The sequence below is a fragment of the Streptomyces sp. NPDC007896 genome, assembly GCF_042959425.1.
Classification (GTDB): Bacteria; Actinomycetota; Actinomycetes; order Streptomycetales; family Streptomycetaceae; genus Streptomyces.
In genome coordinates, this window is record NZ_JBIBKX010000026.1 from 113,166 (window position 1) to 137,588 (window position 24,423).

A 24,423-nucleotide genomic window follows, 5' to 3' on the forward strand; every position below is an offset into this window, starting at 1 on the left:
AAACCATGGCCATGGCAACGCTGTAATGGCAGCGTTACGGCCACGGAACGGGGCGTGGGGAGGATGACCTTCCCGTGCCCCGTTCGCGCGGCAGAATGCTCGGATCGGATCGGACCGAAAGCAGTCCGAAAAGAACCCGGTCCGTCCGAGTGCAATTCAAAGCAGGGGCGCTACGCGCGTAGATAGGCCCCTTTTCCAAGGAGAGTGCGCCATCGACGCGTCCAGCAGCCCTCCGCTCACCGCGCAGTCGACCGCGGTCGAGCTGGCGGGGATCACCAAGCGTTTCCCCGGTGTGGTGGCCAACCATGACATCCACCTGACGGTCCGCAAGGGCACGGTCCACGCCCTCGTCGGCGAGAACGGTGCCGGCAAGTCGACGCTGATGAAGATCCTCTACGGCATGCAGAAGCCGGACGAGGGCACCATCGCCGTCGACGGTGAGCAGGTCACCTTCCACAACCCCGCCGACGCCATCGCGCGCGGCATCGGCATGGTCCACCAGCACTTCATGCTCGCCGACAACCTCACCGTCCTGGAGAACGTGGTCCTGGGCAGCGAGAAGCTGTACGGCATCGGCGGGGGCGCCCGTAAGAAGATCAAGGAGATCTCCGACCGGTACGGGCTGAACGTCCGCCCGGACGTCCTGGTCGAGGGCCTCGGTGTCGCCGAGCGTCAGCGCGTGGAGATCCTCAAGGTCCTCTACCGCGGCGCCCGCACCCTGATCCTGGACGAGCCCACCGCCGTACTGGTGCCGCAGGAGGTGGACGCACTCTTCGACAACCTGCGCGAGCTCAAGTCCGAGGGCCTGGCCGTCATCTTCATCTCGCACAAGCTGGGCGAGGTCCTCTCGGTCGCCGACGAGATCACCGTCATCCGGCGCGGTACGACGGTCGGCACGGCCATCCCCGCCGAGACGACTCCCCGCCAGCTCGCCGAGATGATGGTCGGCAGCGAGCTCCCGACCCCGGAGACCGCCGAGTCCACCGTCACGGACAAGCCGGTCATCCAGGTCGAGGGCCTCACGGTCTTCGCCAGCGGTGCCCCCTCCCTCGGCGAGCTCGCCGAACCGACGGGCGCCGGTCTGCTCACCGAGGACACCGCCGAGACCGCCGCCGCGGTGCGGCGCGTCCTCGACGACGTCACCTTCACCATCCACGCCGGTGAGGTGATGGGCATCGCCGGTGTCGAGGGCAACGGCCAGACCGAGCTCATCGACGCGCTGATCGGCCTCAAGCACGCGGACTCCGGAGCCATCAGCTTCCTCGGCGAGGAGATCACGGGGTGGGCCACCCGCAAGCGCCGTGAGAAGGGCATCGGGTACATCCCCGAGGACCGCCACCGTCACGGCCTGCTGCTGGAGGCCCCGCTCTGGGAGAACCGCATCCTCGGCCATGTCACCGAGGCCCCGAACGCGAAGGGCTTCTGGCTCGACATCAAGGGCGCCCAGGAGGACACCAAGCGGATCGTCGAGGAGTACGACGTCCGCACCCCCGGCATCGACGTCACCGCCGCCTCGCTCTCCGGCGGCAACCAGCAGAAGCTGATCGTCGGCCGCGAGATGAGCCACAAGCCGCGCTTCCTGATCGCCGCCCACCCCACCCGCGGTGTGGACGTCGGCGCGCAGGCCGCGATCTGGGACCAGATCCGCGAGGCCCGCCGTGAGGGCCTGGCCGTGCTGCTGATCTCGGCCGACCTGGACGAGCTGATCGGCCTGTCGGACACCCTGCGGGTGATCTACAACGGCAGGCTCGTGGCGGACGCCGACCCGGCGACCGTCACCCCGGAGGAACTCGGCTCGGCCATGACCGGCGCCGCCTCCGGACACCTGGAGCACGTAGCGGAAAGCGCCGCCCCGGAGGACGAGGCCCGATGAAGAAGTTCGACAAGGAGCGCGTGCTCCTCGCGGTGGCCGGCCCGGTCATCGCGCTCGTCGCGGCGATCGCGCTGACCTCGGTCGTGCTGCTCGCCTCGGGCAAGAGCCCGTTCGAGCCGTACTCCCTGATGCTCCAGCAGGCGACGTACTCCGACACCCAGGTCCTGATCATCAACCAGGCCTCGCTGTACTACATCGCGGCACTCGGTGTGGCCATCGGCTTCCGCATGAACCTGTTCAACATCGGCGTCGACGGCCAGTACCGCCTCGGCGCGATGATGACCGCGGTGGTCGGCGCGCATCTCGCGCTGCCGTCCTTCCTGCAGATCCCGGTGCTCATGCTCGTCGCGGTGTTCACCGGCGCCTTCTGGGCCGGTATCGCGGGCGTCCTGAAGGTCACCCGCGGTGTGAGCGAGGTCGTCGCGACGATCATGCTCAACGCGATCGCCACCAGCCTCATCGGCTACCTCACCGCGGAGAACATCTGGGGTGTGCAGGTCGGCAACAACAACACCACCGGCATCATGAAGAAGTCCGGCTGGTTCCCCGGCATCAACCTCGGCGCGGACGTCGGCGAGATCTACGGCATGGTCTTCATCGCGGTCCTCATGGGCGTTCTGTACTGGCTCGTTCTCAACCGCACCCGCTTCGGCTTCGACCTGCGCGCCACCGGCGCCTCCGAGACCGCTGCCGCGGCCTCCGGCGTCGACGCCAAGAAGATGGTGCTCACCGCGATGCTGATCTCCGGCGCGATCGCGGGCTTCTCCGGTCTGCCGCTGCTGCTGGGCGACGCCCACACCTACAGCCTGAGCTTCCCGGCCGGCCTCGGCTTCACCGCCATCGGCATCGCGCTGCTCGGCCGCAACAACCCGGGCGGCATCGCGCTCGCCGCGCTCCTGTGGGCCTTCCTCGACAAGGCGTCCCCTGCGCTCGACTACGCCACCCCGGTGGCGTACGAGAAGGAGATCGCCACCATCATGCAGGGCCTGATCGTCTTCGCGGTCGTCATCTCGTACGAGGCCGTACGTGTCTGGGGCCTGCGCCGCCAGCAGAAGCGGGTCGGTGAGGAACTGGCCGCGGCCGCCGCCAACAACAACTCCCCGAAGGAGGTGGCTGCCCGATGAGCACCGCGACCGTCGCCAAGCCGCAGGCGCAGCAGCCCGGCAAGGGCAGCCGCCGATTCTCGCTCCCCGTGCTCCTGCTGATCATCGCGGGCGTACTCATCCTGACCTCGGTCGTCCGCCTGATCACCGGTGCGGACGGCATCACCTCGACCGGACAGATGTCCACGGCGCTGCGCCTCGCGGTGCCGATCGGCCTCGCGGGCCTCGGCGGCCTGTGGTCCGAGCGCGCGGGCGTCGTCAACATCGGCCTCGAAGGCATGATGATCCTCGGCACCTGGTTCGGTGCCTGGGCCGGCTACCAGTGGGGGCCGTGGACCGGTGTCGCCTTCGGCATCATCGGCGGCTGCCTCGGCGGCGTCCTGCACGCCATCGCCACGGTGACCTTCAACGTCAACCACATCGTCTCCGGTGTGGCCATCAACATCCTGGCGCTCGGCACCACCCGCTACCTCTCCAAGTTCACCTTCGAGAACGCGCCGCAGGGCTCCTCCAAGCAGTCCCCGCCGATCGACTCGCTCGGCACCTTCGACATCCCAGGGCTGTCCAGTTGGCTGACCACGCTCAACGGCAAGCACTGGTTCCTGATCTCGGACATCGCAGGTCTGCTCGGCGGACTGGTCACCGGCCTGTCGCCGCTCACCGTCGTCGCGGTGGCGCTCGTCCCCGCCACCTGGTGGGTGCTGTGGCGCACGGCCTTCGGCCTGCGCCTGCGCTCCTGCGGTGAGAACCCGGTGGCCGCCGAATCCCTCGGCGTCAACGTCTACAAGTACAAGTACATCGCCGTGATCATCTCGGGCGGCTTCGCCGGCCTCGGCGGCGCCTTCCTGTCGATCGTCGCGTCCAACGTGTACCTGGACGGCCAGACGGCCGGCCGCGGATACATCGGTCTCGCCGCGATGATCTTCGGCAACTGGATGCCGGGCGGCCTCGCCCTCGGCGCGGGCCTGTTCGGCTACACCGACAGCCTCAACCTGCGCGGCGGCGGCACCAACGTGCACGCGCTGATCCTGCTCCTCGCGATCCTGCTGGTGTTCGCCGTGGCCTACCTGGCATGGAAGAAGCGGGTCGTGCCCGCGGTCATCACGGCCGTGGTCTCGGCGCTGATGTTCGTCTGGTATCTCGCCACCGACGAGGTCCCGCAGCAGTTCGTGAGCGCCACGCCGTACGTCGTGACCCTGCTCGTGCTCTCGCTGTCCGCGCAGCACCTGCGGATGCCGAAGGCGGACGGCATGCCGTACCGGAGAGGACAGGGCAAGTGACGTCCCTCGGCGCCGGGTCCAAGGCCGTCGACTGGGAGGCCCTGCGGGAGCTCGCCCGGGACGCCATGTCCCGGGCGTACGCCCCCTACTCGGGCTTCCCGGTCGGCGTCGCGGCCCTCGTCGACGACGGCCGGACCGTCACCGGCTGCAACGTCGAGAACGCCTCGTACGGGCTCGGGCTGTGCGCCGAGTGCGGTCTGGTCTCCCAGCTGCTGAACACCGGGGGCGGTCGGCTGACGCACTTCACCTGCGTCGACGGACAGGGCGAGATCCTCGTCCCGTGCGGACGCTGCCGCCAGCTGCTGTACGAGTTCGGCGGGGCCGATCTGCTCCTGGAGACCCCGGCCGGAATCCTGCCGCTCTCCGAGATGCTGCCGCAGGCCTTCGGGCCGGAGAATCTCACCAAGTAACGCCTGCGCGGCCCCTCCCGACGACCGGACGATGAACGACCGGTCGGGAGGGGCCGCGGATTTTCGGAAGTCTTCGGAAGGAAAGCCATGGCCATGGACGCCGTCTCCGTCATCCGCACCAAGCGGGACCGCGCCGAGCTCAGCGACGCGCAGATCGACTGGGTCATCGACGCGTACACCCGCGGCGAGGTCGCCGACTACCAGATGGCCGCCCTCAACATGGCGATCCTGCTCAACGGCATGAACCGCCGCGAGATCGCCCGCTGGACCGCCGCGATGATCGCCTCCGGCGAGCGCATGGAGTTCTCCTCCCTCTCCCGCCCGACCGCCGACAAGCACTCCACGGGCGGCGTCGGCGACAAGATCACCCTTCCGCTGGCGCCGCTGGTCGCCGCGTGCGGCGCGGCGGTCCCGCAGCTGTCCGGACGCGGCCTCGGCCACACCGGCGGCACGCTGGACAAGCTGGAATCGATCCCCGGCTGGCGCGCCCTGCTGTCGAACGAGGAGATGCTGAACGTCCTCGACACGACCGGTGCGGTCATCTGCGCCGCGGGCGACGGCCTGGCCCCGGCGGACAAGAAGCTCTACGCGCTCCGTGACGTCACGGGCACGGTGGAGGCGATCCCCCTCATCGCCTCCTCCATCATGTCGAAGAAGATCGCGGAGGGCACGGGCTCGCTGGTCCTGGACGTGAAGGTCGGCACCGGCGCCTTCATGAAGACCATCGAGGACGCCCGCGAACTCGCCTCCACGATGGTCGGGTTGGGCACCGACCACGGAGTGAGGACGGTCGCGCTCCTGACGGACATGTCGACCCCGCTGGGCCTGACGGCGGGCAACGCGCTCGAAGTACGGGAGTCGGTGGAGGTCCTGGCGGGCGGCGGTCCGGCCGACGTCGTCGACCTCACCATCGCCCTGGCGCGCGAGATGCTGGACGCGGCGGGCATCAAGGACGCCGATCCGGCGAGGGCCCTCGCGGACGGCTCGGCGATGGACGTCTGGCGCCGCATGATCGCCGCGCAGGGCGGTGACCCGGACGCCGCGCTGCCCACCTCCCGCGAGCAGCACGTCGTGACGGCCCCGTCCTCCGGCGTCCTGACCCGCCTGGACGCCTACGACATCGGCATCGCCGCCTGGCGCCTGGGCGCGGGCCGCGCCCGCAAGGAGGACCCGGTGCAGGCCGCCGCGGGCGTCGAACTGCACGCCAAGCCCGGCGACACCGTCACCGCGGGCCAGCCGCTGCTGACCCTCCACACCGACACCCCCGAGCGCTTCGAGTACGCCCTGGAGTCGGTCGAGGGTTCCTACGACATCGCGGCCGCGGGCACGGACTTCAAGGCCACCCCGGTCGTGCTGGAACGTATCGCCTGACCTGCGCTTTCCTCGTACGGGTGAACGGGATCGGTGGACGTCCACCGATCCCGTTCGGCATGCTGGACTCGGTGACGCACCGATTGGAGACCGCCGTGAGCGCACTCACCGTCGACCACGACCCCGAGCAGAACTGGGACGACCTCGTCCGGTTCTGGGAGGAGATGGAGTGGCCGGAGGGCAGCAAGGTGGAGATCATCGAGGGGATCGTCACCGTGTCACCACCGCCGTCCAAGGACCACAACACCACGGCAGCCTTGTTGCAGAGGCGCCTGTACACCAAGATTCCGGAGTCCTGGGAGATCTACCAGACGCTGGGCCTGGAGGTGCCAGGGGCGCACGGCTTGTTCGTGCCCGACCTCGCCGTGCTGCCCGTGGAGTCAGTGGTGGGCAGCGGCAACCGTGTCCCTGCGGATGAGGCGGAGCTGGTTGTCGAGATCACGTCGAAGAGCAATGCCAATCATGACCGCATCAAGAAGGTCCACGGCTACGCCCGGGCCGGTGTGCCGCTCTACCTGCTCCTGGATGCCTGGCACAGTGGCCGTCCCACGGCGACGCTCTACGGTGCGCCGGAAGACGGCACGTACCGAGTGCTCGCCTCAGTGGAGTATGGCGGGAAGTTGACGCTGCCGGAGCCCTTCGACCTCACCCTCGACACCAGCGTGTTCCCCGTCGACTGACGTATCCGAGGGGCGGCGCCCCGTTCTGGTGCGCCGCCCGCTCTCGAACGCCGGCCCGTCCACCGTCAGCCGAGTACGGCCGCGATCACCACCAGCACCGGCACCGACAGGATCGTCGACAGCAGGATCGACTCCCTGGCCAGCGTCTCGCCGACCCGGTAGCGCGAGGCGTACGTGAAGAGGTTCTGGGCGGCGGGCAGCGCCGAGGTGACCACCACGTCGAGCAGGGGCGCCCCGTGCAGCCCGAACACGCCGACGGCCAGCGCCCAGGCCGCCAGCGGCTGGCCCACCGACTTCAGCGCGACGGACAACAGCACCGGGTGCCGGTCCGGGCCACGGCCGGGCAGCGTGCTGCCGCACAGCGAGATGCCGAACGCCAGCAGCACCGCGGGCACCGACATGTTGCCGATCAGCGTGAGCGGGTCCATGACCGGTCCCGGCAGCGTCAGACCGGTCGCCGACACCGCGACCCCGCTCAGCGAGCCGACCGCGATGGGGTTGCGCAGGGGAGTGATCAGCCGCTGCCACAGGGGGCCCTTCTCGCCGTCCCCCGACAGATCGAGGACCGTGAGGGCGAGGGGCGTGACCATGATCTGCTGGAAGAGCAGCACGGGCGCGACGAGCGAGGCGTCACCCAGCACGTACACCGCGATCGGGATGCCGAGGTTTCCCGAGTTGACGTAACTGGAGCACAGCGCGCCGATCGTCGTCCGGCCCACGCCCCAGCCGCGTACGACCCCGATCGCGACGAAGACACCGGCCGCCGCGGCCGTGCTCATCGCCGTCACCAGGAGCCGGCTGGAGAAGATCACCGACAGGTCGGCCCTGGCGAGCGTGGTGAACAGCAGCGCGGGGGAGGCCACATGGAAGGCGAGCTTCGTCAGCACCTCCCGCCCGTTCTCCCCGAGATAGCCGCGGCGCCCGATGACGTAACCGACCCCGATGACGACGGCGATGACCGCGAAGCCCGTCAGCACCCCTTGCACGGCGCCTCCTTCGATCGGAGGAGGCCGTCGGGTATCACGGAAGGCGCTGATTCATGGGGCATACACCCAACCCTCTGGGGCGGGAGGGGCGCAGGTCAATGTGATCCTTTGCGGGCGCGCGCCCCGGACGGGTCCGCTCTCCGCGATGAGTTCCGTGCCCCCGGCCGGTCTACTGACCGTGGACGCCACGACACCCGCCGTACTCGTGCTGCCCGGCCCCGTCACCCGTGACCAGGTGCCGAGGCTCTGTGACGATGTGCGCGCGCGGCTGGCGGCGACCGGTGCCGGGGTGGTGGTCTGCGATGTCGCGGGCCTTGATCCGCCCGGCCTGGCCACCGTCGACGCCCTGGCCAGGATGCAGCTCGCCGCCCGCCGGGCCGGGGGCCGCATCCGCCTGCGCGCCCCGGCCCCACCCCTGCTCCTGCTTCTCGATCTAGTCGGACTCCGCTTCGAGCTGGAGGGGGAGGCCGAAGAGCGGGAACCAGCGCTTGGTGTCGAGGAAGCAGTGGAACCCGGTGATGCGGCCGTCTGAGATCTCCAGCGCCTGGATCGCCCAGGCACTGAAGCCGCCCTCCTCCGGATCCGGCTTGTAGTGCGCGAATCCCGGCAGACCGTTGACCGCGACCGGCAGCAGGCGCGAACCCGCGCAGGACGCGCCGAGGGTCGTCATGAAACCGGTGATGTCGCCCGTGCCGCGCAGCCACAGGTCGAACGGCGGCATCGTCATGACCGCGTCCTCGTGGAGCAGCGCGGTCAGCGCCGTCATGTCGTACCCCTCGAACGCCGCGACATAGCGCTCCAGGAGCTTCTGCTGCTCCTCGTCGAGCGGGTCGGAGACGGCGGCCTCGGCACTGTCGCTCTCCGCGAGGGTCGCGCGGGCCCGCTGCAGCGCGCTGTTGACCGAGGCGACCGTCGTCCCGAGCAGTTCGGCGACCTCGGCCGCCTTCCAGGCCAGGACCTCGCGCAGGATGAGCACGGCACGCTGCTTGGGCGGCAGCTGCTGCAGGGCGGCCATGAAGGCGAGGCGCACCGACTCCTTGGCCACCGCGGCCTCGGCCGGGTCACTGATCGTGGGCAGCACACGCGCGTCGGGCGCCGGCTCCAGCCAGACGTTGTCCGGGCGCGGGGTGAGCGCCGCCTGAGCCAGGGGTGAGGGACCACTCAGATCCATGGGACGAGCCCTCCGGTTGCCCGCGTTCAGCATGTCGAGGCAGACGTTGGTGGCGATCCGGTACAGCCAGGACCGCATCGACGAACGGCCCTCGAACTTCTCGTAGCTCCGCCAGGCGCGGACCATCGTGTCCTGCACCGCGTCCTCCGCCTCGAAGGAGGAGCCGAGCATCCGATAGCAGTACCCGGTCAGCTCGACCCGGTGCTTCTCCAGCCGGACGTCCAGATCTGTCGTCGCCGCCGTACCGTCGCTCATGGCCAACCCGCCCCTGTGGCTGTTCCCGTCGTACCGTCGCCTCGTCGCGCCGGCACTTCGGAAGCTACCGCAGCCCACTGACAATGGCCCCCGAAGTGGGAAAAAGCGCAGCTCAGACCAATTGCTTCACGGACATGAGCAGATGCCGGTACGCACCGCCCGCTTCGGCCCCGGCGTCGGCCTCCGCTTCGGCCCCGGCCGCCGATTCGGCCCCGCTCAGCAGCGCCCGCTGCCCCGGCCCCAGCAGCTCAAGCCGTACCCGCGACTCCTCGAAGGAGTTCAGGGCGTCCAGCAGATACGCCGGGTTGAAGGCGACGGTGATCTCCGCCGTGCCGGTCAGCGCCGCCGGCAGCCGCTGCGAGGCCACGTCGTCGGCGTATCCGGCGCGCAGCAGAACGGACCCCTCGCCGTCACCGGTGAAGTCCAGCCGCACGGGACTGTTCACCTCGGCGACGACGGCGACGCGCCGTACGGCCTCCGCCAGTGCCTCGCGCTCCACCTCCGCGACCGCGGCGTCGGACACCGAGAACAGCGAGCCGTGCCGCGGCAGCCGCCCCTCCATCAGCCGCACCGCCGTCCGCATGGACCCGCCCTCGAAGCCGATCATCCCGCCGCCCGCGGAGTCGAGCCCGATGCGCACGTCACCGGAGCGGGCCAGCGAACGGGCGATCTCGTGCAGTCGGCGCGCGGGCAGCAGCGCCTCCACGACGCCGTCGAGGGGGGCCTCGGGTTTCCAGGTCAGGGTGCGCACGGCGTACCGGTAGCGGTCCGAGGCGGAGAGTGTCATCTCCTCGCCGGACAGCCGCAGTTGTACGCCGGTGAGGACCGGCAGCGTGTCGTCGCGCCCGGCCGCGACGGCGACCTGGGACACGGCGGTCGCGAACGCGGCGGCGTCCACGGTGCCGCGCGGCTCGGGCGGCTCCGGCAGTGCCGGGTACTCGTCCTTGGGTAGCGTCGACAGACCGAACCGTGTGCCACCCGCCTCCACCGTGAACCGTGTCCCCTCCAGCGCGCAGCTCACCTGCCCCTGCGGCAGCACCCGGCAGATGTCCAGCAGTCGGCGCCCCAGCACGAGGATCCGGCCGTCCGCCCCCGTCCCGGCATCGACCTCGATCCTCGCCGCCGCCTCGAAGTCGAACCCCGAGATGCCGAGCCGTCCCGGACCGGCCTCCAGCAGCAGTCCGCCCAGCACCGGTACCGGCGAGCGGGTGGGCAGGGTGCGGGCCGCCCAGGCCACCGCCTCGGCGAGGTCGTCGCGATCGACGCGGAACTCCATGAAAGATCCCCCTGTTCGGGCCAGTTGACCGGGTGGAGGCTAGGTGCCGCCACTGACAACGGGGTCCGACCAGGGGGAACGGAGGAGCTGGGACGCTCAGTGCGCCAGGGCGGGCTCGCGGCGGGCCTGTACGCGGGCCGCGTGGGAGCCGAACACCGTGATCGTGACGACGCCGAGGACCGCGAACAGGCCGAGCGTCACCGTCCCGGCCCACCCGGCCGCGTGGAAGGCGACCGCGCCGAGCGTGCTGCCCGCGCTGGAGCCGATGTAGTACGCGGACTGGTAGAGGGCCGAGGCCTGGGCGCGGCCCTGCTTGGCGGTGTGGCTGACCGAGGAGGACGCCACCGCGTGGCCCGCGAAGAAGCCCGCGGTGATCAGCACCAGGCCGAGCAGGACGAGGGGGAGGGAGTCGACCAGGGAGAGGAGCAGGCCGGCGGTCGTGGTGCCGCCCGCCAGGTACAGGGAGCCGCGCCGGCCCAGTCGGGCGACCAGCCTGCCCGCCGTGGACGCCGACACCGTACCGACCAGATACACCAGGAAGATCGAGCCGATGATGCCCTGGGGGAGGGAGAACGGGGCCTCGGTCAGGCGATAGCCGATCACCGTGTAGACCCCGCCGAAGACCGTCATGAACAGCGCGCCGATCGCGTACAGCCGGCGCAGCAGCGGGTTCGCGAGGTGGTCACGGACCGTACGGGCCAGTACCCCCGGCCGCAGCGAGCCGGGCGTGAAGTGCTTCGGCGCGGGCAGCAGCAGACGGAAGGCGACCGCGCAGGCCACCGCGATGATCCCGATCGTGGCGACGGCCACCCGCCAGCCCCACTCCTGCGCGACCCAGCCCGTGATGACCCGGCCGCTCATGCCGCCGACGCTGTTGCCCGCCACGAAGAGGCCGATCGCCGTGATCAGGGCCTTGGGGCGGACCTCCTCGGCCAGATAGGCCGTCGCGGAGGCCGGAAGCCCCGCCAGGGCCGCGCCCTGCACCGCCCGCAGCGCGACCAGCGCGCCGATCGACGGGGCGAAGGGGACCAGGAGCCCGACCGCCACCGCGACCGCCAGCGACGCCGTCATCAACGTACGCCGTCCGAACCGCTCCGACAGCGCGCTCATCGGGAGGACGAACAGCGCCAGGCCGCCCGTCGCCGCCGACACCGTCCAGCTCGCCTCGCTCGCGCTGACCCCGAAGTCCGTGGAGACGAGCGGGAGGAGGGCCTGCGTGGAGTAGAGGAGCGCGAAGGTCGCCACACCCGCGAGGAAGAGCGCGAAGCTCATACGGCGGTAGCCGGGCCCACCCGGGGTGAGACGGGAGTCGACGGCGGCGGTGGAGGACGTGACGGAGGAGGTGGCGCCCACGGTGGTGGACGCCCCGGTACTGGCGGAAGGCATGCTTCGAAACTAAAGAACCGCCGCTCATCCGTCCAATGCATGGAATCGCCATAATCGTTCCCATGGTGCATCAGCAAAGGTCACAGGCTCACCTGTCACCGTCCAGTGACACAGAAGACAGCGCGGGCATGTCGAGGCTGCTCGCCCCACGCCTCGCGTACTTCGCCGGGGTCGCCCGCACGGAGCACGTCACACGCGCCGCGCAGGAGATGCAGGTCCCCCAGTCGACCCTTTCGCGCGCCATGGTCCGGCTCGAACAGGATCTCGGCGTCGATCTGTTCGCACGCCGGGGCCGCACGGTCTCCCTCACCTCCGCGGGCCGTACGTTCCTCTCCTCCGTCGAACGGGCCCTCGCCGAGATCGAGCGCGCCGCCGAGGAGGTGCGCGCGGACGCCGACCCGGCCACCGGCAAGGTCGCGTTCGGCTTCCTGCACACGATGGGATCGGAGACCGTCCCCGGCCTGATCCGCGCCTTCCGCGCCGACCACCCCCGGGTCCGCTTCAGCCTCGTCCAGAACTATGGCGAGGCGATGCTGGAGGGGCTGCGCTCGGGCGAGCTGGACCTGTGCCTCACCTCGCCGGTGCCGGACGCGCCCGACCTGGTGGGCCGCCGCCTCGACGAGCAGAAGCTCCGGCTCGTCGTCCCGGCCGACCACCGCCTCGCCGCCCGCAAACGCGTCCGCCTCGCCGAGGCCGCCGACGAGACCTTCGTGACCCTCGAACCCGGCTACGGCATGCGCCGCATCACCGACGACCTCTGCCAGGAAGCCGGCTTCAGGCCCCGGATCGCCTTCGAGGGCGAGGAGGCCGAGACCCTACGGGGCCTGGTGGCCGCCGGCCTCGGAGTCGCCCTCCTGCCACCACCGGCCGTGCCCCGCCCGGGGGTGGTCGAACTGACGGTCACGGCCCCGAGAGCGGTCCGCGAGATCGGGGTGGCATGGCTGGACGGTCACCCGGACACGCCACCGGTAGCGGCCTTCAAGAAGTTCCTGCTGTCGAGGAGGGGCCACCTGCTACCGGACTGAGGGGCGGACGCGCCCCGCTTTCAGGGGCGCGAGGAACTGCGCGACCGGCTTCCACCACGCCGCAGACGAAACACGACCTAGCGACGCAACGCCTTCCCGAAGCCGGAGGCGAGTGGCATCCGCAACCCCAATGGCGGCGGCGCGGCCAACGCGTCCTCCAGAGGGCGCGACACCCCGTGTCCGAACAACGCCCCCATCACGAAGTCCTCCGCCAGCGCGTGCACTTCGGACCGGTACTGGTGCAACCCGTGCCCGTCGGAGTGGACCTCGAACCGGCAGATGTCCCGGTTGGACTTCTTCGCCCGTGCCGCGAGCCGGAAGGACAACTCCGGGTCGGTGCGCTCGTCGTTGGTGCCGTGCACGATCAGTACACGCCGCCCGGAGAGCTGCTTCACCGGTTCGGGTGGCGCCGCCACGTCGTCCTCGGGCAGCCAGGGGGCGAGCGCCAGAACGGAGTTGACGGCGGTGTGCCCGGCCGCCCGCAGCGCCGCCCGGCCTCCCATGCCCACACCGGCGAGGCACACCGGTACGTCCCCGTAGCGGCGTACGACCTCGTCGGCGGCCCAGGACGCGTCGCTCGCGAGATGCGCCTCGCTGCCGTTCCAGCCGCGGAAGCGGTAGTGCACGACATGGGTCGCCAGGCCTTCCGCGCCTCCCGCGCGCATGAGCCGGCGGCCGAGCGCGCGTACGGAGGCGGTCGCCAACATCGGGGACGGTCTGCGCGCGGAGACCTCGTCGCCGCCCGGGAGCAGCAGAACCACTCCGCTGACCGCCGTCGGCTCCGGGCCGACCGCCCTCCCAAGCCGGGCCCTGCGAACCGGCGTCGCTTGCTGTGCCATGACAGAACAGTGTCAGAAGTGACCGTGTACGCCACCCGTCCGCCTGGTCACCGTTACGTATCGACGGACGGCGTGACAGGAGATCTACGCGCGTAGGGTCTACAGTGCGAAAATGACGAGCCAGATCCAGAACACCCCGAGCTCGGAACAGATCCGCCGGGCGCCCAAGGTCCTGCTGCACGATCACCTCGACGGGGGCCTGCGCCCCGGGACGATCGTGGAACTCGCCCAGGAGACAGGCTATTCCGGGCTCCCCGAGACCGACCCCGACAAACTCGGCGTCTGGTTCCGCGAGGCCGCGGACTCCGGGTCCCTGGAGCGCTACCTGGAGACCTTCGCCCACACCTGTGCCGTCATGCAGACGCGCGAGGCGCTGGTGCGGGTCGCCGCCGAGTGCGCCGAGGACCTCGCCGAGGACGGGGTCGTCTACGCCGAGGTGCGGTACGCGCCGGAACAGCACCTGGAGGCCGGGCTCACCCTCGAAGAGGTCGTCGAGGCGGTCAACGAGGGCTTCCGGGAGGGCGAACGGCGTGCCCGGGAGAACGGCCACCGCATCCGGGTCGGCGCCCTGCTCACCGCCATGCGGCACGCGGCTCGCGCCCTGGAGATCGCCGAACTGGCCAACCGCTACCGCGACCTGGGAGTGGTGGGCTTCGACATCGCGGGCGCCGAGGCGGGCTTCCCGCCCACCCGTCACCTCGACGCCTTCGAGTACCTCAAGCGCGAGAACAACCACTTCACCATCCACGCCGGCGAGGCCTTCGGGCTCCCCTCCATCTGGCAGGCGCTCCAGTGGTGCGGCGCGGACCGGCTCGGCCACGGTGTGCGGATCATCGACGACATCCAGGTCGCGGCGGACGGCTCGGTGAAGCTCGGACGGCTGGCCTCGTACGTCCGTGACAAGCGCGTCCCGTTGGAACTGTGCCCCAGCTCCAACCTCCAGACCGGCGCCGCCGACTCCTACTCGGAGCACCCGATCGGTCTGCTGCGGCGCCTGCACTTCCGGGCGACCGTGAACACGGACAACCGGCTCATGTCAGGGACGAGCATGTCGCGCGAATTCGAGCATCTGGTCGATGCGTTCGGATATTCGCTCGATGATATGCAGTGGTTCTCTGTCAATGCTATGAAGTCAGCATTCATTCCTTTCGATGAACGACTAGCGATGATCAATGACGTGATCAAGCCTGGATATGCAGAGCTCAAATCCGAATGGCTGTTCCAGCAGACCGCCTCCACCAGGGGTTCCTTGGAGGAGCAGGGCTGATCGAAGGAGCGAAAGGCAGCCGGGTCTTCACCTGTTCTCCATGACTCGGCTGCTTTTTGATGTTTGCGGAGGGCGGCTCGGCGTGTTTACGTTTTTGGACCGCTCACATCCCCGTCACACGGATCCAAGGACGCATTCAATATGAAGCAGTCTGCTGCCAAGACCCTCGGCGTCGCCGCTCTCGGTGCCGCATTCGCCGCCGTCGGCGCGGGCGCCGCGAACGCCGCCCCGGCCGTGCCGGACGCCTCCCAGGCGCTGGGCACCGTCACCGAGGCGCTGCCCGCGCAGAACGCCGCGGCGGCGCTCCCGGGTGCGGGAGAGGCGCTTACTCAGGGGCAGGGCGCGCTCGGCGCGGGGGTGGCCGCGGCCCAGCCCGCCATCGCGAAGGTCCTTGCCGACGGGCCGGCGGCGCCGGTGGCCGGATTGCTCGGGGGGCTGCCGCTGCAGGGCCTGCCGACGCACGGTCTGCCGCTGAACGGGCTGCCGCTCGGCTGACGCCTTCCGCTTGTTTCGGCCTTTCGCCTGTACGAACGCCGGTGGGGCGCACCCTGATTGGGGTGCGCCCCACCGGCGTGTCGTGCCGTCGGAGCGGCCGGGGGTCACCAGGCCGTGCGGGCCTTGTCCTCGGAGGGGAACAGGATCCACAGCGCTATGTAGAGCAGGAACTGCGGGCCCGGGAGCAGGCAGGAGAGAACGAAGATCACGCGCATCGTGGTCGCGGAGGTGCCGAAGCGCCGCGCCAGCGCTGCGCACACTCCGCCGATCATGCGGCCGTTGGTGGGGCGGGCAAGGGCGGTCATGAGGGCTCCTTCGTGAACCGTGGCGGGACGCCGGGATGTCGGACATCGAGGTCTTCTTCGATGTCTTCAACGCTACGGTGACGAAGCGGGCGAAGCGTCGCTCTACGGGGCGATGCCGACCCTGGGAATCGTCGGGGTCCGACCCTGAGCCATGTCCTCCCGGGGGAGGGCCGCGCGGCGCCGGGTCTCTGCCCGGCGGCGGAGCCTGACCCTGGCGGCCGGCACGATCGCGAGATGGGCCAGGGCGACGCCGACCGTGTTGAGCAGCAGGGAGTCGACGTCCACGACTTGGCCGGGGACGCCGGTCTGCAGCAGTTCGATGCCCAGTGAGATCAGGGCGCCGGCGGCGACCGTGCGGACGAGGGAGCCGAGCGGGGATGCCGTCAGCTTGCCGCCGGCCATGGGGAGCAGGACGCCGAGCGGGGCGAGCAGGCCGAGGCCCTGACCTATCCGGCGGGCGGCTTCCACCGGGCCCAGCGCGAGGTCGGCCCTGATGCCGGCGAACGGGCGGAGGTTGGCGGGGCTCACCCAGGGGACGTCCAGGGGACGCAGGGTGATCCAGGCGACGAGCGCGAGATGTGCGACGAGGAGGAGAGCTCCTGCCGCACGGACGCGGGTCACGGCGCTGCCGCCGCCTTCGCCTTGACGTTGCACGCCTCCCAAGACGCGGGGGTCGGCAGGATCGGTTCCGGGTTGTCGGTGAGCTTGGGTCTGAGGGGTGAGGGATGCGCCACACCTACGGTGCGGAGCGGGCACGGTTCGGCGTCCGCGGGCCGGTGGGGGCGGGTCGCGCAGTTCCCCGCGCCCCTGACAACCCGCGCCCCTGAAAGTCCGCACTCCGGTCGGCATCTTCAGTCCGTCCGGCGTTTGAGGGCGAGAACAGTTGCGCGAACGATTACGCGCCGGAGATCGGCTTGGACGGCGGGGACTTGGTGGTGGGGTTGGCGCGGACGTCGGTGGGGCACTCGTAGCTGCGCAGTGGGGTGGTGTCGGGGCCGCCGAGGATGACCGAACCGTCGTCCTGCGCGGCGGCGGAGTCGGAGAAGGTGCAGATGATCTGGGCGAGGGCGGCGGAGGTCAGGTTCTGGGGCGGGGTGCTGAGGCGGAGCGCGTCCTCGGGGTCCTTGCGCCGAGGCCCGCTCACCGTCATCCCGCCCCGCACGTCGGTCGTGTAGCCGGCCTGCTGCTCGGGCGTGGAGGGCGTCTCGGCGAGCTCGTCGAGGAGCCCCTGCGCCACCAGAACCCGCCGCGCCCCCTCCGCCGTACCGTCGGGAATCCGCACGGACCGGTCGACCGTCACCAGTTGCCCGGAGCAGATCAGGAAGACCTGGACCGGGATGCCACGGGAGGTCTGGGTGGTGATGTCCGGGCCGGACAGCGCGCACGGCACCCGGGACGGCGCCGGGCCGAAGTCCGTCGGGACCTGGGTGGAGCGGATACCGCAGCCCGCGAGCAGGACGGTGAGGAGGGGGAGGGAGAGGAGGGAGAGGGAGGCGAGAGGCGTCCGTCGGCGCCCCTCTCGGCCTCGTACCAAGGTCGTCATCCGGCGCTGCCCTCCGTACCGTTCCCGTTCCTTCCGCGCTCGCGCTCGTCGTCGGCGAGCAGCTCCGACGCGTCCTGCGGGAGGCGGAGCGTGAAGACGGCGCCCCCCTTGGGCGCGTTGGCCGCGGTGATCTCGCCGCCGTGGATGTGCGCGTTCTCCAGGGCGATGGAGAGGCCCAGACCGCTGCCCTCGGAGCGGGGACGGGAGGCGCTCGCCTTGTAGAAGCGGTCGAAGACGTGCGGGAGGACGTCCTCGGGGATGCCGGGCCCGTGGTCCTGGACCTCGATGAGAAGGTCGTCGGCCTCTTCGCGGACCGAGACACGGACCGGGCTGCCGCCGTGCTTGAGCGCGTTGCCGATGAGGTTCGCGAGGATCACGTCCAGGCGGCGCGGGTCGAGGCGCGCCATGATGCCGCGCTCGGCGTCCAGGTCGACGGCGTCCAGCCAGGCGCGTGCGTCTATGCACGCGGTGATCTGGTCGGCGATGTCCACGTCGTCGAGGACCAGCCGGGCGGTGCCCGCGTCGAAGCGGGTGACCTCCATGAGGTTCTCGACGAGGTCGTTGAGACGTCGGGTCTCGCTGACGACCAGCCGGACGGCCGGTTCGATCATCGGGTCGACGCTGCCGGTCTCCGCGTCGAGTTCCTCTTCCAGGATCTCCGTCACGGCGGTGATCGCGGTGAGAGGCGTACGGAGTTCGTGGGACATGTCCGCCACGAAGCGGCGGGACGCCTCTTCGCGGGCGCTCATGTCGTCCACGCGCTTTTCGAGGGACTCGGCGGTGTGGTTGAACGTACGGGAGAGGTCCGCGAGCTCGTCCGTACCCGAGACGCGCAGCCGGGTGTCGAGCTTGCCCTCGCCCAGGCGGCGGGCCGCGATACCGAGGCGGTGCACCGGCTTGAGGACCGTCGTCGCGGCGGCCTGGGCGAGCAGCGCCGAGCCGATCAGGGCCAGGCCGGTCGCGATGCCCAGTGACCAGGCCAGCGAGTTGAGGTCCTTGGCCTCGGGCTCCAGGGACTTGAGCATGTAGCCGGTCGTCGTCCCGCCGATCACCTTCGCGCCGCCCACCAGGTACGGCTTGTCGTGGTCGGTGATGCGCTGCCAGTACAGGTGGTAGGGCGACTTGTTGTTCGAGGAGAGCGGCTGCTCCTTGTTCACGGCCTTCTGGAGGGACTTGGGTACGTCGTCCAGCGTGAAGGTGTCCAGCGCGGAGTTCCCGATGACCGTCTTGCCGTTGCCGTCCTGGGCGACGAGGAGCACGCTGAAGCGCTGGCTGCTGTTGGCCATCTGGCCCGCCGTGCGCTGCAGTTCGTCCTGCGCCGGGTGCACCGGCAGCATGCTCGCGTGGTTGCGCATCTCCTGCTGGAAGTCGCGCAGCACCGCGTCCTGCGTACGCGTCAGCACCGCCTCGCGGTTGAGCCAGTACGCGATGCCCGACGCCGACACGGCGGCCGTGAGCGCGACGAGTCCGAACACCACGACCAGCCGCAGTCGCAGGCTCGTGAAGCGCAGTCCCGCCAGGATCGCCCTGCGCGCCGCGGCCCAGCCGCGGAGCTCGTCGTGCGGTGGGGTCACTGAGGAGTGTCCAGTCGGTAGCCGACTCCGCGGACCGTACGAATCAGGGTGGGCGAGGACGGAACGTCCTCGATCTTCGCGCGCAGCCGCTGGACACACGCGTCCACCAGCCGCGAGTCGCCCAGGTAGTCGTGCTCCCACACCAGCCGCAGCAACTGCTGGCGGGACAGCGCCTGTCCGGGCCGGCGGCTCAGCTCCAGGAGCAGCCGCAGCTCGGTCGGCGTCAGCTGCAGATCCTCGCCGTTCTTGGTGACCGTCATGGCCGCCCGGTCGATGACGAGGGAACCGAACGACGCCGAGTCGTTGGCCTCGCGCTCCCCGCGCCGCAGCACGGCCCTGATCCGGGCGTCGAGCACCCGCCCCTGCACGGGCTTGACGACATAGTCGTCGGCGCCGGACTCGAGCCCGACCACGACGTCGATGTCGTCGCTGCGCGCGGTCAGCAGAATGATCGGCAGCTGGTCCGTGCGCCGGATGCGCCGGCACACCTCGAACCCGTCGATGCCGGGCAGCATCACGTCCAGCACGATCAGATCCGGCCGCTGCTCACGCAACAGTTTCAGACCGTCCTCGCCGGTGGCAGCGGTGGCCACCCGGTGTCCCTGGCGCGTCAAAGAGAGCTCCAGGGCCGTACGGATGGCGTCGTCGTCCTCGATCAGCAACAGGGAAGGCACGAACGTCATTCTGGCCCATGGCGAGGGACTCTTTCGACAGTTGGAGCGCTCCCATCCATCTCCCGCACAGAAGGGGGCGTCCGAAGGGCGTCCGCGGAGGCGTATCGCTCTCCTCTGTGACCTTGCTGTGATCGTGCCGTGACGCGCCTGGGGAGGGGCCCTGTGACAGGTCTGTGACAGTCGGCGGACACGGCCATGAAGTGGCCCGGGCAAGCTTTTCGACACAAGCAAGCGAGCAAGACGGCAACACAGCACGACGGAACGAACCGAAGAACCGGAACTCCACGACGGGGGGCGCGAGATGAACACGCTGCACAGCACCAGCTCTAGCGCAGTTGTCACGCGGCTCCACGACGTCAGGGGTTCGGAGAAGTCCGGTGCCGTGAGCGGGCGGGGGTGCGCTCGCGGCACCGGGCGTCAGCACACCACGTACATGACGGTGGTTGACGCCTTCACGGGGGAGAGCGGCGGTAACGGGGGAGCTCACGGGGGAGCCGCGTACAGGGAGGCCACGGGGGAACGTCGCTCGGTGTCGGAGGCGGAGTTCACCGCCTACGTCCAGGAGCGCCGCGCCTCCCTGTACGCAACCGCCTACCACCTGACCGGGGACCGCTTCGAGGCCGAGGACCTGCTGCAGAGCGCGCTGTTCTCGACGTACCGGGCCTGGGACCGGATCAGTGACAAGGCCGCGGTCGGGGGCTACCTCCGCCGCACCATGACCAATCTGCACATCAGCGCGTGGCGTCGCCGCAAGCTGAACGAGTACCCGACCGAGGAACTGCCGGAGACCGCCGGTGACACGGACGCGATGCGCGGCACCGAGCTGCGCGCCGTGCTGTGGCAGGCGCTGGCCCGGCTGCCCGAACTCCAGCGCACCATGCTGGTCCTCCGTTACTACGAGGGCCGCACGGACCCGGAGATCGCGGAGATCCTCGACATCAGTGTCGGCACGGTGAAGTCGAGCATCTGGCGGTCGCTGCGCCGGATGCGCGAGGACGAGGTCCTCAGCTTCGGCCGTGACGAGGAGGAGTCCTTCGGGGAGCTCGTCGCCTGAAGGTCTGTGGGGGGAAGCAGGTAACCGGTTGTACCGGTTGGTACGGGGGAGCAGTACCGGGGGGAAAGAAACCAACGGGGTCGGGGGACCCCCGCGGAGCACGGGGGAACACGGGGGAAACGAGAAAAGGTCCGGGCGGACGGGGGGTCCGCCTGGGCCTCTTTTCGTGTGTGGCCTCTTGACGTGTTTGCGCGAAGGGGCTCGTGACTACGCCGGTGTCGTGCAGCGTCCGGCGGCCGCCGCGGTCAGTCGGCCCAGGGCCTCGGCCTTGTCGCAGGGGTGGGCGCCCAGCGCGCTCTGCCGGGCCACGATCGAACGTTCGGCACGCATCAGGCGCCAGCCGCGGCGCAGCAGGAACGGAACCGACTTGCGGCCCTCCCGCAGATCCCGCAGGAAGCGGCGGCGGAACGTGGTCAGGGGGCCGCGGGACAGACACAGCGCGTCGGCCAGCATCCCCATCTCCCGGCAGCGCTCGACGATCTCGGCGGCGAAGATGCCCTCCGCGATGAACACCGGCGTCCGGCCGATGTGCAGCGCCTCCGCGCCGGTACGGGCGCTCAGCGAGATGTCGTAGACGGGAACGGTCGTACGTCCCGTACGGCACAGCTCCTCGATCGCCGCGACCGCGATGTCCGCGTCCCACGACTGCGGATGGTCCCAGTCGATGTCGGAGCTGCCCTCGACCTGGGGAAGCGTCGGGTCGGTGCCCTCTTTGTAGAAGTCGTCGAGGCGGAGCACGGGAAGCCCGGAGTCGGCCGCGAGAAGGGACTTTCCAGAGCCGGAGGGGCCGCAGAGCAGCACCACCCGGGTGGGTATCGGAGGATGGGAACCCAATTCTCTGTACCTTCTGTGACTCGGCCGGGCCACGCCGCGCTTCGGCAGGCCTCCGGAACATTATCCCGAAGGATTATCTGGGTTGCGTCCGTATGTCTGTTGACCCGCACAGGGGAATCCGCCGCCATCGCCGCCCGGAACGGCATCCGGGTCAACTACTCTGCGTGCGAATCCCGTTGCTCTCCGCTCGCATTCGTTACGTTCACCGAGGAGGACACCTGATGGCGCGACACGCACACCAGCAGACCCCCCTGGCCCGCACCACCGCGCGCGTCGCCGTCGCGCTCGGGGTGGTCGCCGCCGGTGCGGCCGCCGCCGCGAGTCCGGCCGTCGCGGACACGGCCCCCGCCGTGGATCTGATGCGCACTCAGCCCACCTCGATGGGCAACCTCGACCCGCAGGCGGGCCTGGGGGCCCTGACCGGCACGGTGGGATATGTCACCGGTCCGGTCGCGGGCCTCAAGCCCAACCCGCTCGCCGGCACGGGGGTCGACCCGCTCGACAACGGGGTGGGCACCCAGCTCGCGGACTTCAAGCCGCTGACCTCGCAGGCCCTGACGAGGCCGCTGGCGCAGGCGCAGTCGGTGGGGAGCGTGCCGGTGGTGGGGCAGGCGTTGGGGGTGCTGGGGGGTGCGTGAGTTTCCCCGTGCCCCGGGACGGGGCACGGGGAAAAACTCAGTAGGACGAGCCGGAGGCGCCGAGCGCTCCCGTCGGGTGCCAGACCGTCTTCGTCTCGAGGAAGGCCGTCAGGCGCTCGATGCCGGGCGTCCGTGAATAATCCACAGGCTGTGGACGGACGACCCGCTTCAGGTTGTCGGCCGCGGCGATCTCCAGCTCCTTCGCCAGTACGTCGTCCGCGCCGGCGAGGTCGATCGCGTTGACGTCCTGGTGCGCGGCGAGGGGAGCGGCGATCTCCGCCGTCTTGCCGGAGAGGATGTTGACGACGCCGCCCGGCAGGTCGGACGTGGCCAGCACCTCGCCCAGCGACAGCGCCGGGAGCGGGGACTTCTCGCTCGCGATCACGATCACCGTGTTGCCGGTCGCGATCACCGGGGCGATCACCGAGACCAGGCCCAGGAAGGACGACTCCTGGGGGGCGAGGACGGTGACGACGCCCGTCGGCTCCGGGGTGGAGAGGTTGAAGAAGGGGCCCGCGACCGGGTTGCCGCCGCCCACGACCTGGGCGATCTTGTCGGTCCAGCCCGCGTACCAGACCCAGCGGTCGATCGCCGCGTCGACGACCGCGGCAGCCTTGGACTTCGACAGGCCCTCCGCGTCCGCGACCTCCCGGACGAACTGGTCCTTGCGGCCCTCCAGCATCTCGGCGACGCGGTAGAGGATCTGGCCGCGGTTGTACGCCGTCGCGCCGGACCAGCCGCCGAACGCCTTGCGGGCGGCGACCACCGCGTCACGGGCGTCCTTGCGGGAGGAGAGGGGCGCGTTGGCCAGCCACTTGCCCTTGGAGTCGGTCACCTCGTACACCCGGCCGCTCTCGGAACGCGGGAACTTCCCGCCCACGTACAGCTTGTAGGTCTTGAAGACGCTCAGTCGCTGCTGCTCGGTCTTGTCGGTCTTCTCAGACATCGAGGTACGCCTCCAGGCCGTGGCGACCGCCCTCGCGGCCGAAGCCCGACTCCTTGTAACCGCCGAACGGCGAGGTCGGGTCGAACTTGTTGAACGTGTTGGACCAGATGACGCCCGCGCGCAGCTTGCTCGCGACGGCGAGGATCCGGGAGCCCTTCTCGGTCCAGATGCCGGCGGAGAGGCCGTACTGGGAGTTGTTGGCCTTGGCTACGGCTTCGTCGGGGGTCCGGAACGTGAGGACGGACAGGACCGGGCCGAAGATCTCGTCGCGCGCGATGGTGTGCGCCTGGGTGACGTTCGTGAAGAGCGTCGGGGCGAACCAGTAGCCGGAGGAGGGGAGTTCACAGGCCGGGGACCAGCGCTCGGCGCCCTGGGCCTCGCCCTGCTCGACGAGCGAGGTGATACGGGACAGCTGTTCGGCGGAGTTGATCGCGCCGATGTCCGTGTTCTTGTCCAGGGGGTCGCCGAGGCGGAGGGTGGACAGGCGGCGCTTGAGCGAGTCCAGCAGCTCGTCCTGGATCGACTCCTGGACGAGGAGACGGGAGCCCGCGCAGCAGACCTGGCCCTGGTTGAAGAAGATGCCGGTGACGACGCCCTCGACGGCCTGGTCGATGGGGGCGTCGTCGAAGACGATGTTCGCGCCCTTGCCGCCGAGTTCGAGGGTGACCTTCTTGTCCGTGCCCGCGACCTGGCGGGCGATCGCCTTGCCGACGGCGGTGGAGCCGGTGAAGGCCACCTTGTTCACGTCGGGGTGTTCGACGAGCGCGGCGCCTGTGTCGCCGTATCCCGGAAGGATGTTGACGACGCCCTTGGGCAGGCCCGCCTGGCGGCAGATGTCCGCGAAGAACAGGGCGGACAGGGGGGTCGTCTCGGCGGGCTTGAGGACGACCGTGTTGCCGGTCGCCAGCGCCGGGGCGATCTTCCACGCCAGCATCAGGAGGGGGAAGTTCCAGGGGATGACCTGGCCCGCGACGCCCAGGGGGCGAGGGCCCGCGCCGAAGCCGGCGTGCTCGAGCTTGTCGGCCCAGCCCGCGTAGTAGAAGAAGTGCGCGGCGACCAGGGGGAGGTCGGCGTCGCGGGTCTCCTTGATCGGCTTGCCGTTGTCGAGGGTCTCCAGGACGGCGAGCTCGCGGGAGCGCTCCTGGATGATCCGGGCGATGCGGAAGAGGTACTTGGCGCGCTCGGAGCCGGGCAGCGCCGACCACTTCTCGAAGGCCCTGCGGGCGGCCTTCACGGCGCGGTCGACGTCCTCCGCGCCCGCCTGGGCTACCTCGGACAGGACCTCTTCGGTGGAGGGGGAGACGGTCTTGAAGACCTTGCCGTCCGCCGCCTCGGTGAACTCGCCGTCGATGAACAGGCCGTAGGAGGGCGCGATGTCGACGACGGAGCGGGACTCGGGCGCCGGTGCGTACTCGAAAGCGGATGCGGATGCCATGGT

At 70.1% G+C, this 24,423-nt stretch carries 25 protein-coding genes; 12 read left to right on the forward strand and 13 right to left on the reverse strand.

Annotated features, from left to right (window positions below):
- The first annotated feature begins 211 nt into the window (after positions 1 to 211).
- The 6 genes from ACFZDJ_RS49525 (at position 212) to ACFZDJ_RS49550 (ending at position 6,717) form a co-directional block, all read left to right on the forward strand.
- Entirely contained in the window at positions 212 to 1,873 is a 1,662-nt protein-coding gene (locus ACFZDJ_RS49525) for an ATP-binding cassette domain-containing protein (protein ID WP_391069492.1), read from the forward strand.
- Complete coding sequence (locus ACFZDJ_RS49530; protein WP_384909542.1) at positions 1,870 to 2,997, forward strand: ABC transporter permease; 1,128 nt, start codon at positions 1,870 to 1,872, stop codon at positions 2,995 to 2,997. Before ACFZDJ_RS49525 ends, ACFZDJ_RS49530 begins: the two co-directional genes overlap by 4 nt.
- On the forward strand, positions 2,994 to 4,256 hold the full coding sequence (locus ACFZDJ_RS49535) for an ABC transporter permease (RefSeq protein WP_391069459.1): 1,263 nt from the start codon (positions 2,994 to 2,996) through the stop codon (positions 4,254 to 4,256). The genes ACFZDJ_RS49530 and ACFZDJ_RS49535 overlap by 4 nt, the downstream gene beginning before the upstream one ends.
- Positions 4,253 to 4,666, forward strand: a complete 414-nt coding sequence (locus ACFZDJ_RS49540; RefSeq protein ID WP_391069461.1) for a cytidine deaminase — start codon at positions 4,253 to 4,255, stop codon at positions 4,664 to 4,666. The genes ACFZDJ_RS49535 and ACFZDJ_RS49540 overlap by 4 nt, the downstream gene beginning before the upstream one ends.
- 87 nt (positions 4,667 to 4,753) lie before the next feature.
- Entirely contained in the window at positions 4,754 to 6,037 is a 1,284-nt protein-coding gene (locus ACFZDJ_RS49545) for a thymidine phosphorylase (protein ID WP_168510614.1), read from the forward strand.
- A 95-nt stretch (positions 6,038 to 6,132) separates the two neighbouring features.
- Complete coding sequence (locus ACFZDJ_RS49550; RefSeq protein WP_391069463.1) at positions 6,133 to 6,717, forward strand: Uma2 family endonuclease; 585 nt, start codon at positions 6,133 to 6,135, stop codon at positions 6,715 to 6,717.
- Positions 6,718 to 6,782: 65 nt separating this feature from the next.
- Here ACFZDJ_RS49550 and ACFZDJ_RS49555 read toward each other — a convergent pair whose 3' ends face one another.
- Positions 6,783 to 7,703: an AEC family transporter gene (locus ACFZDJ_RS49555; protein WP_391069464.1), complete on the reverse strand. Its 921-nt coding sequence runs from the start codon at positions 7,701 to 7,703 to the stop codon at positions 6,783 to 6,785.
- A gap of 145 nt (positions 7,704 to 7,848) precedes the next feature.
- On the opposite strand from ACFZDJ_RS49555, the gene ACFZDJ_RS49560 reads away from it, so the two are divergent.
- Positions 7,849 to 8,235 carry an STAS domain-containing protein gene (locus ACFZDJ_RS49560; protein ID WP_391069466.1) on the forward strand — a complete coding sequence of 129 codons (387 nt, stop codon included), beginning with the start codon at positions 7,849 to 7,851 and terminating at the stop codon, positions 8,233 to 8,235.
- On the opposite strand, the gene ACFZDJ_RS49565 is transcribed toward ACFZDJ_RS49560, so the two are convergent.
- The 3 genes from ACFZDJ_RS49565 to ACFZDJ_RS49575 form a co-directional block, all read right to left on the reverse strand.
- Positions 8,137 to 9,129, reverse strand: a complete 993-nt coding sequence (locus ACFZDJ_RS49565) for an RNA polymerase subunit sigma-70 (RefSeq protein WP_390934704.1) — start codon at positions 9,127 to 9,129, stop codon at positions 8,137 to 8,139. The two genes, ACFZDJ_RS49560 and ACFZDJ_RS49565, sit on opposite strands and share 99 nt — an antisense overlap.
- 112 nt (positions 9,130 to 9,241) lie before the next feature.
- On the reverse strand, positions 9,242 to 10,405 hold the full coding sequence (gene dnaN / locus ACFZDJ_RS49570; RefSeq protein WP_391069467.1) for a DNA polymerase III subunit beta: 1,164 nt from the start codon (positions 10,403 to 10,405) through the stop codon (positions 9,242 to 9,244).
- A 96-nt stretch (positions 10,406 to 10,501) separates the two neighbouring features.
- The gene (locus ACFZDJ_RS49575; RefSeq protein WP_391069468.1) at positions 10,502 to 11,791 is read right to left on the reverse strand and encodes an MFS transporter; all 1,290 of its coding nucleotides are present in this window, start codon (positions 11,789 to 11,791) and stop codon (positions 10,502 to 10,504) included.
- A gap of 62 nt (positions 11,792 to 11,853) precedes the next feature.
- Here ACFZDJ_RS49575 and ACFZDJ_RS49580 point away from each other — a divergent pair, with 62 nt between their 5' ends.
- Positions 11,854 to 12,816 carry a LysR substrate-binding domain-containing protein gene (locus ACFZDJ_RS49580; protein ID WP_390934702.1) on the forward strand — a complete coding sequence of 321 codons (963 nt, stop codon included), beginning with the start codon at positions 11,854 to 11,856 and terminating at the stop codon, positions 12,814 to 12,816.
- Between the two features lie 77 nt (positions 12,817 to 12,893).
- Here the strand turns inward: ACFZDJ_RS49580 and ACFZDJ_RS49585 are convergent, their stop codons facing one another.
- Positions 12,894 to 13,655: an alpha/beta hydrolase gene (locus tag ACFZDJ_RS49585; RefSeq protein WP_390934701.1), complete on the reverse strand. Its 762-nt coding sequence runs from the start codon at positions 13,653 to 13,655 to the stop codon at positions 12,894 to 12,896.
- Positions 13,656 to 13,767: 112 nt separating this feature from the next.
- Between ACFZDJ_RS49585 and ACFZDJ_RS49590 the strand changes: the two genes are divergently transcribed.
- Complete coding sequence (locus ACFZDJ_RS49590; RefSeq protein WP_384909560.1) at positions 13,768 to 14,922, forward strand: adenosine deaminase; 1,155 nt, start codon at positions 13,768 to 13,770, stop codon at positions 14,920 to 14,922.
- 141 nt (positions 14,923 to 15,063) lie between these two features.
- Positions 15,064 to 15,417 (forward strand): ATP-binding protein, encoded by a 354-nt coding sequence (locus ACFZDJ_RS49595; RefSeq protein ID WP_390934700.1) that lies wholly within the window; start codon positions 15,064 to 15,066, stop codon positions 15,415 to 15,417.
- A gap of 104 nt (positions 15,418 to 15,521) precedes the next feature.
- On the opposite strand, the gene ACFZDJ_RS49600 is transcribed toward ACFZDJ_RS49595, so the two are convergent.
- The 5 genes from ACFZDJ_RS49600 to afsQ1 all read right to left on the reverse strand — a co-directional run bounded on the left by ACFZDJ_RS49600 (position 15,522) and on the right by afsQ1 (position 19,513).
- Positions 15,522 to 15,722, reverse strand: coding sequence for a PspC domain-containing protein (locus tag ACFZDJ_RS49600; protein ID WP_054233643.1), 201 nt, complete (start codon positions 15,720 to 15,722; stop codon positions 15,522 to 15,524).
- Positions 15,723 to 15,824: 102 nt separating this feature from the next.
- The gene (locus ACFZDJ_RS49605) at positions 15,825 to 16,376 is read right to left on the reverse strand and encodes a VanZ family protein (protein ID WP_390934699.1); all 552 of its coding nucleotides are present in this window, start codon (positions 16,374 to 16,376) and stop codon (positions 15,825 to 15,827) included.
- Between the two features lie 241 nt (positions 16,377 to 16,617).
- The gene (locus tag ACFZDJ_RS49610) at positions 16,618 to 17,265 is read right to left on the reverse strand and encodes a hypothetical protein (protein WP_168510634.1); all 648 of its coding nucleotides are present in this window, start codon (positions 17,263 to 17,265) and stop codon (positions 16,618 to 16,620) included.
- Positions 17,262 to 18,839 carry an ATP-binding protein gene (locus ACFZDJ_RS49615; RefSeq protein WP_391069471.1) on the reverse strand — a complete coding sequence of 526 codons (1,578 nt, stop codon included), beginning with the start codon at positions 18,837 to 18,839 and terminating at the stop codon, positions 17,262 to 17,264. Before ACFZDJ_RS49615 ends, ACFZDJ_RS49610 begins: the two co-directional genes overlap by 4 nt.
- Positions 18,836 to 19,513, reverse strand: a complete 678-nt coding sequence (gene afsQ1, locus ACFZDJ_RS49620) for a two-component system response regulator AfsQ1 (RefSeq protein ID WP_355309020.1) — start codon at positions 19,511 to 19,513, stop codon at positions 18,836 to 18,838. Before afsQ1 ends, ACFZDJ_RS49615 begins: the two co-directional genes overlap by 4 nt.
- Positions 19,514 to 19,814: 301 nt before the next feature.
- Between afsQ1 and ACFZDJ_RS49625 the strand changes: the two genes are divergently transcribed.
- Positions 19,815 to 20,567, forward strand: a complete 753-nt coding sequence (locus ACFZDJ_RS49625; protein WP_351702289.1) for a SigE family RNA polymerase sigma factor — start codon at positions 19,815 to 19,817, stop codon at positions 20,565 to 20,567.
- A 207-nt stretch (positions 20,568 to 20,774) separates the two neighbouring features.
- Here ACFZDJ_RS49625 and ACFZDJ_RS49630 read toward each other — a convergent pair whose 3' ends face one another.
- Entirely contained in the window at positions 20,775 to 21,401 is a 627-nt protein-coding gene (locus ACFZDJ_RS49630) for a uridine kinase (RefSeq protein ID WP_390934696.1), read from the reverse strand.
- A 221-nt stretch (positions 21,402 to 21,622) separates the two neighbouring features.
- On the opposite strand from ACFZDJ_RS49630, the gene ACFZDJ_RS49635 reads away from it, so the two are divergent.
- The gene (locus ACFZDJ_RS49635; RefSeq protein WP_391069473.1) at positions 21,623 to 22,039 is read left to right on the forward strand and encodes a hypothetical protein; all 417 of its coding nucleotides are present in this window, start codon (positions 21,623 to 21,625) and stop codon (positions 22,037 to 22,039) included.
- A 37-nt stretch (positions 22,040 to 22,076) separates the two neighbouring features.
- Here ACFZDJ_RS49635 and ACFZDJ_RS49640 read toward each other — a convergent pair whose 3' ends face one another.
- Positions 22,077 to 22,985 carry an aldehyde dehydrogenase family protein gene (locus ACFZDJ_RS49640; protein WP_390934694.1) on the reverse strand — a complete coding sequence of 303 codons (909 nt, stop codon included), beginning with the start codon at positions 22,983 to 22,985 and terminating at the stop codon, positions 22,077 to 22,079.
- A complete protein-coding gene (locus ACFZDJ_RS49645) occupies positions 22,978 to 24,420 on the reverse strand; it encodes an aldehyde dehydrogenase family protein (RefSeq protein WP_391069475.1) in 1,443 nt (480 codons plus the stop codon). Before ACFZDJ_RS49645 ends, ACFZDJ_RS49640 begins: the two co-directional genes overlap by 8 nt.
- Positions 24,421 to 24,423 lie beyond the last annotated feature (3 nt).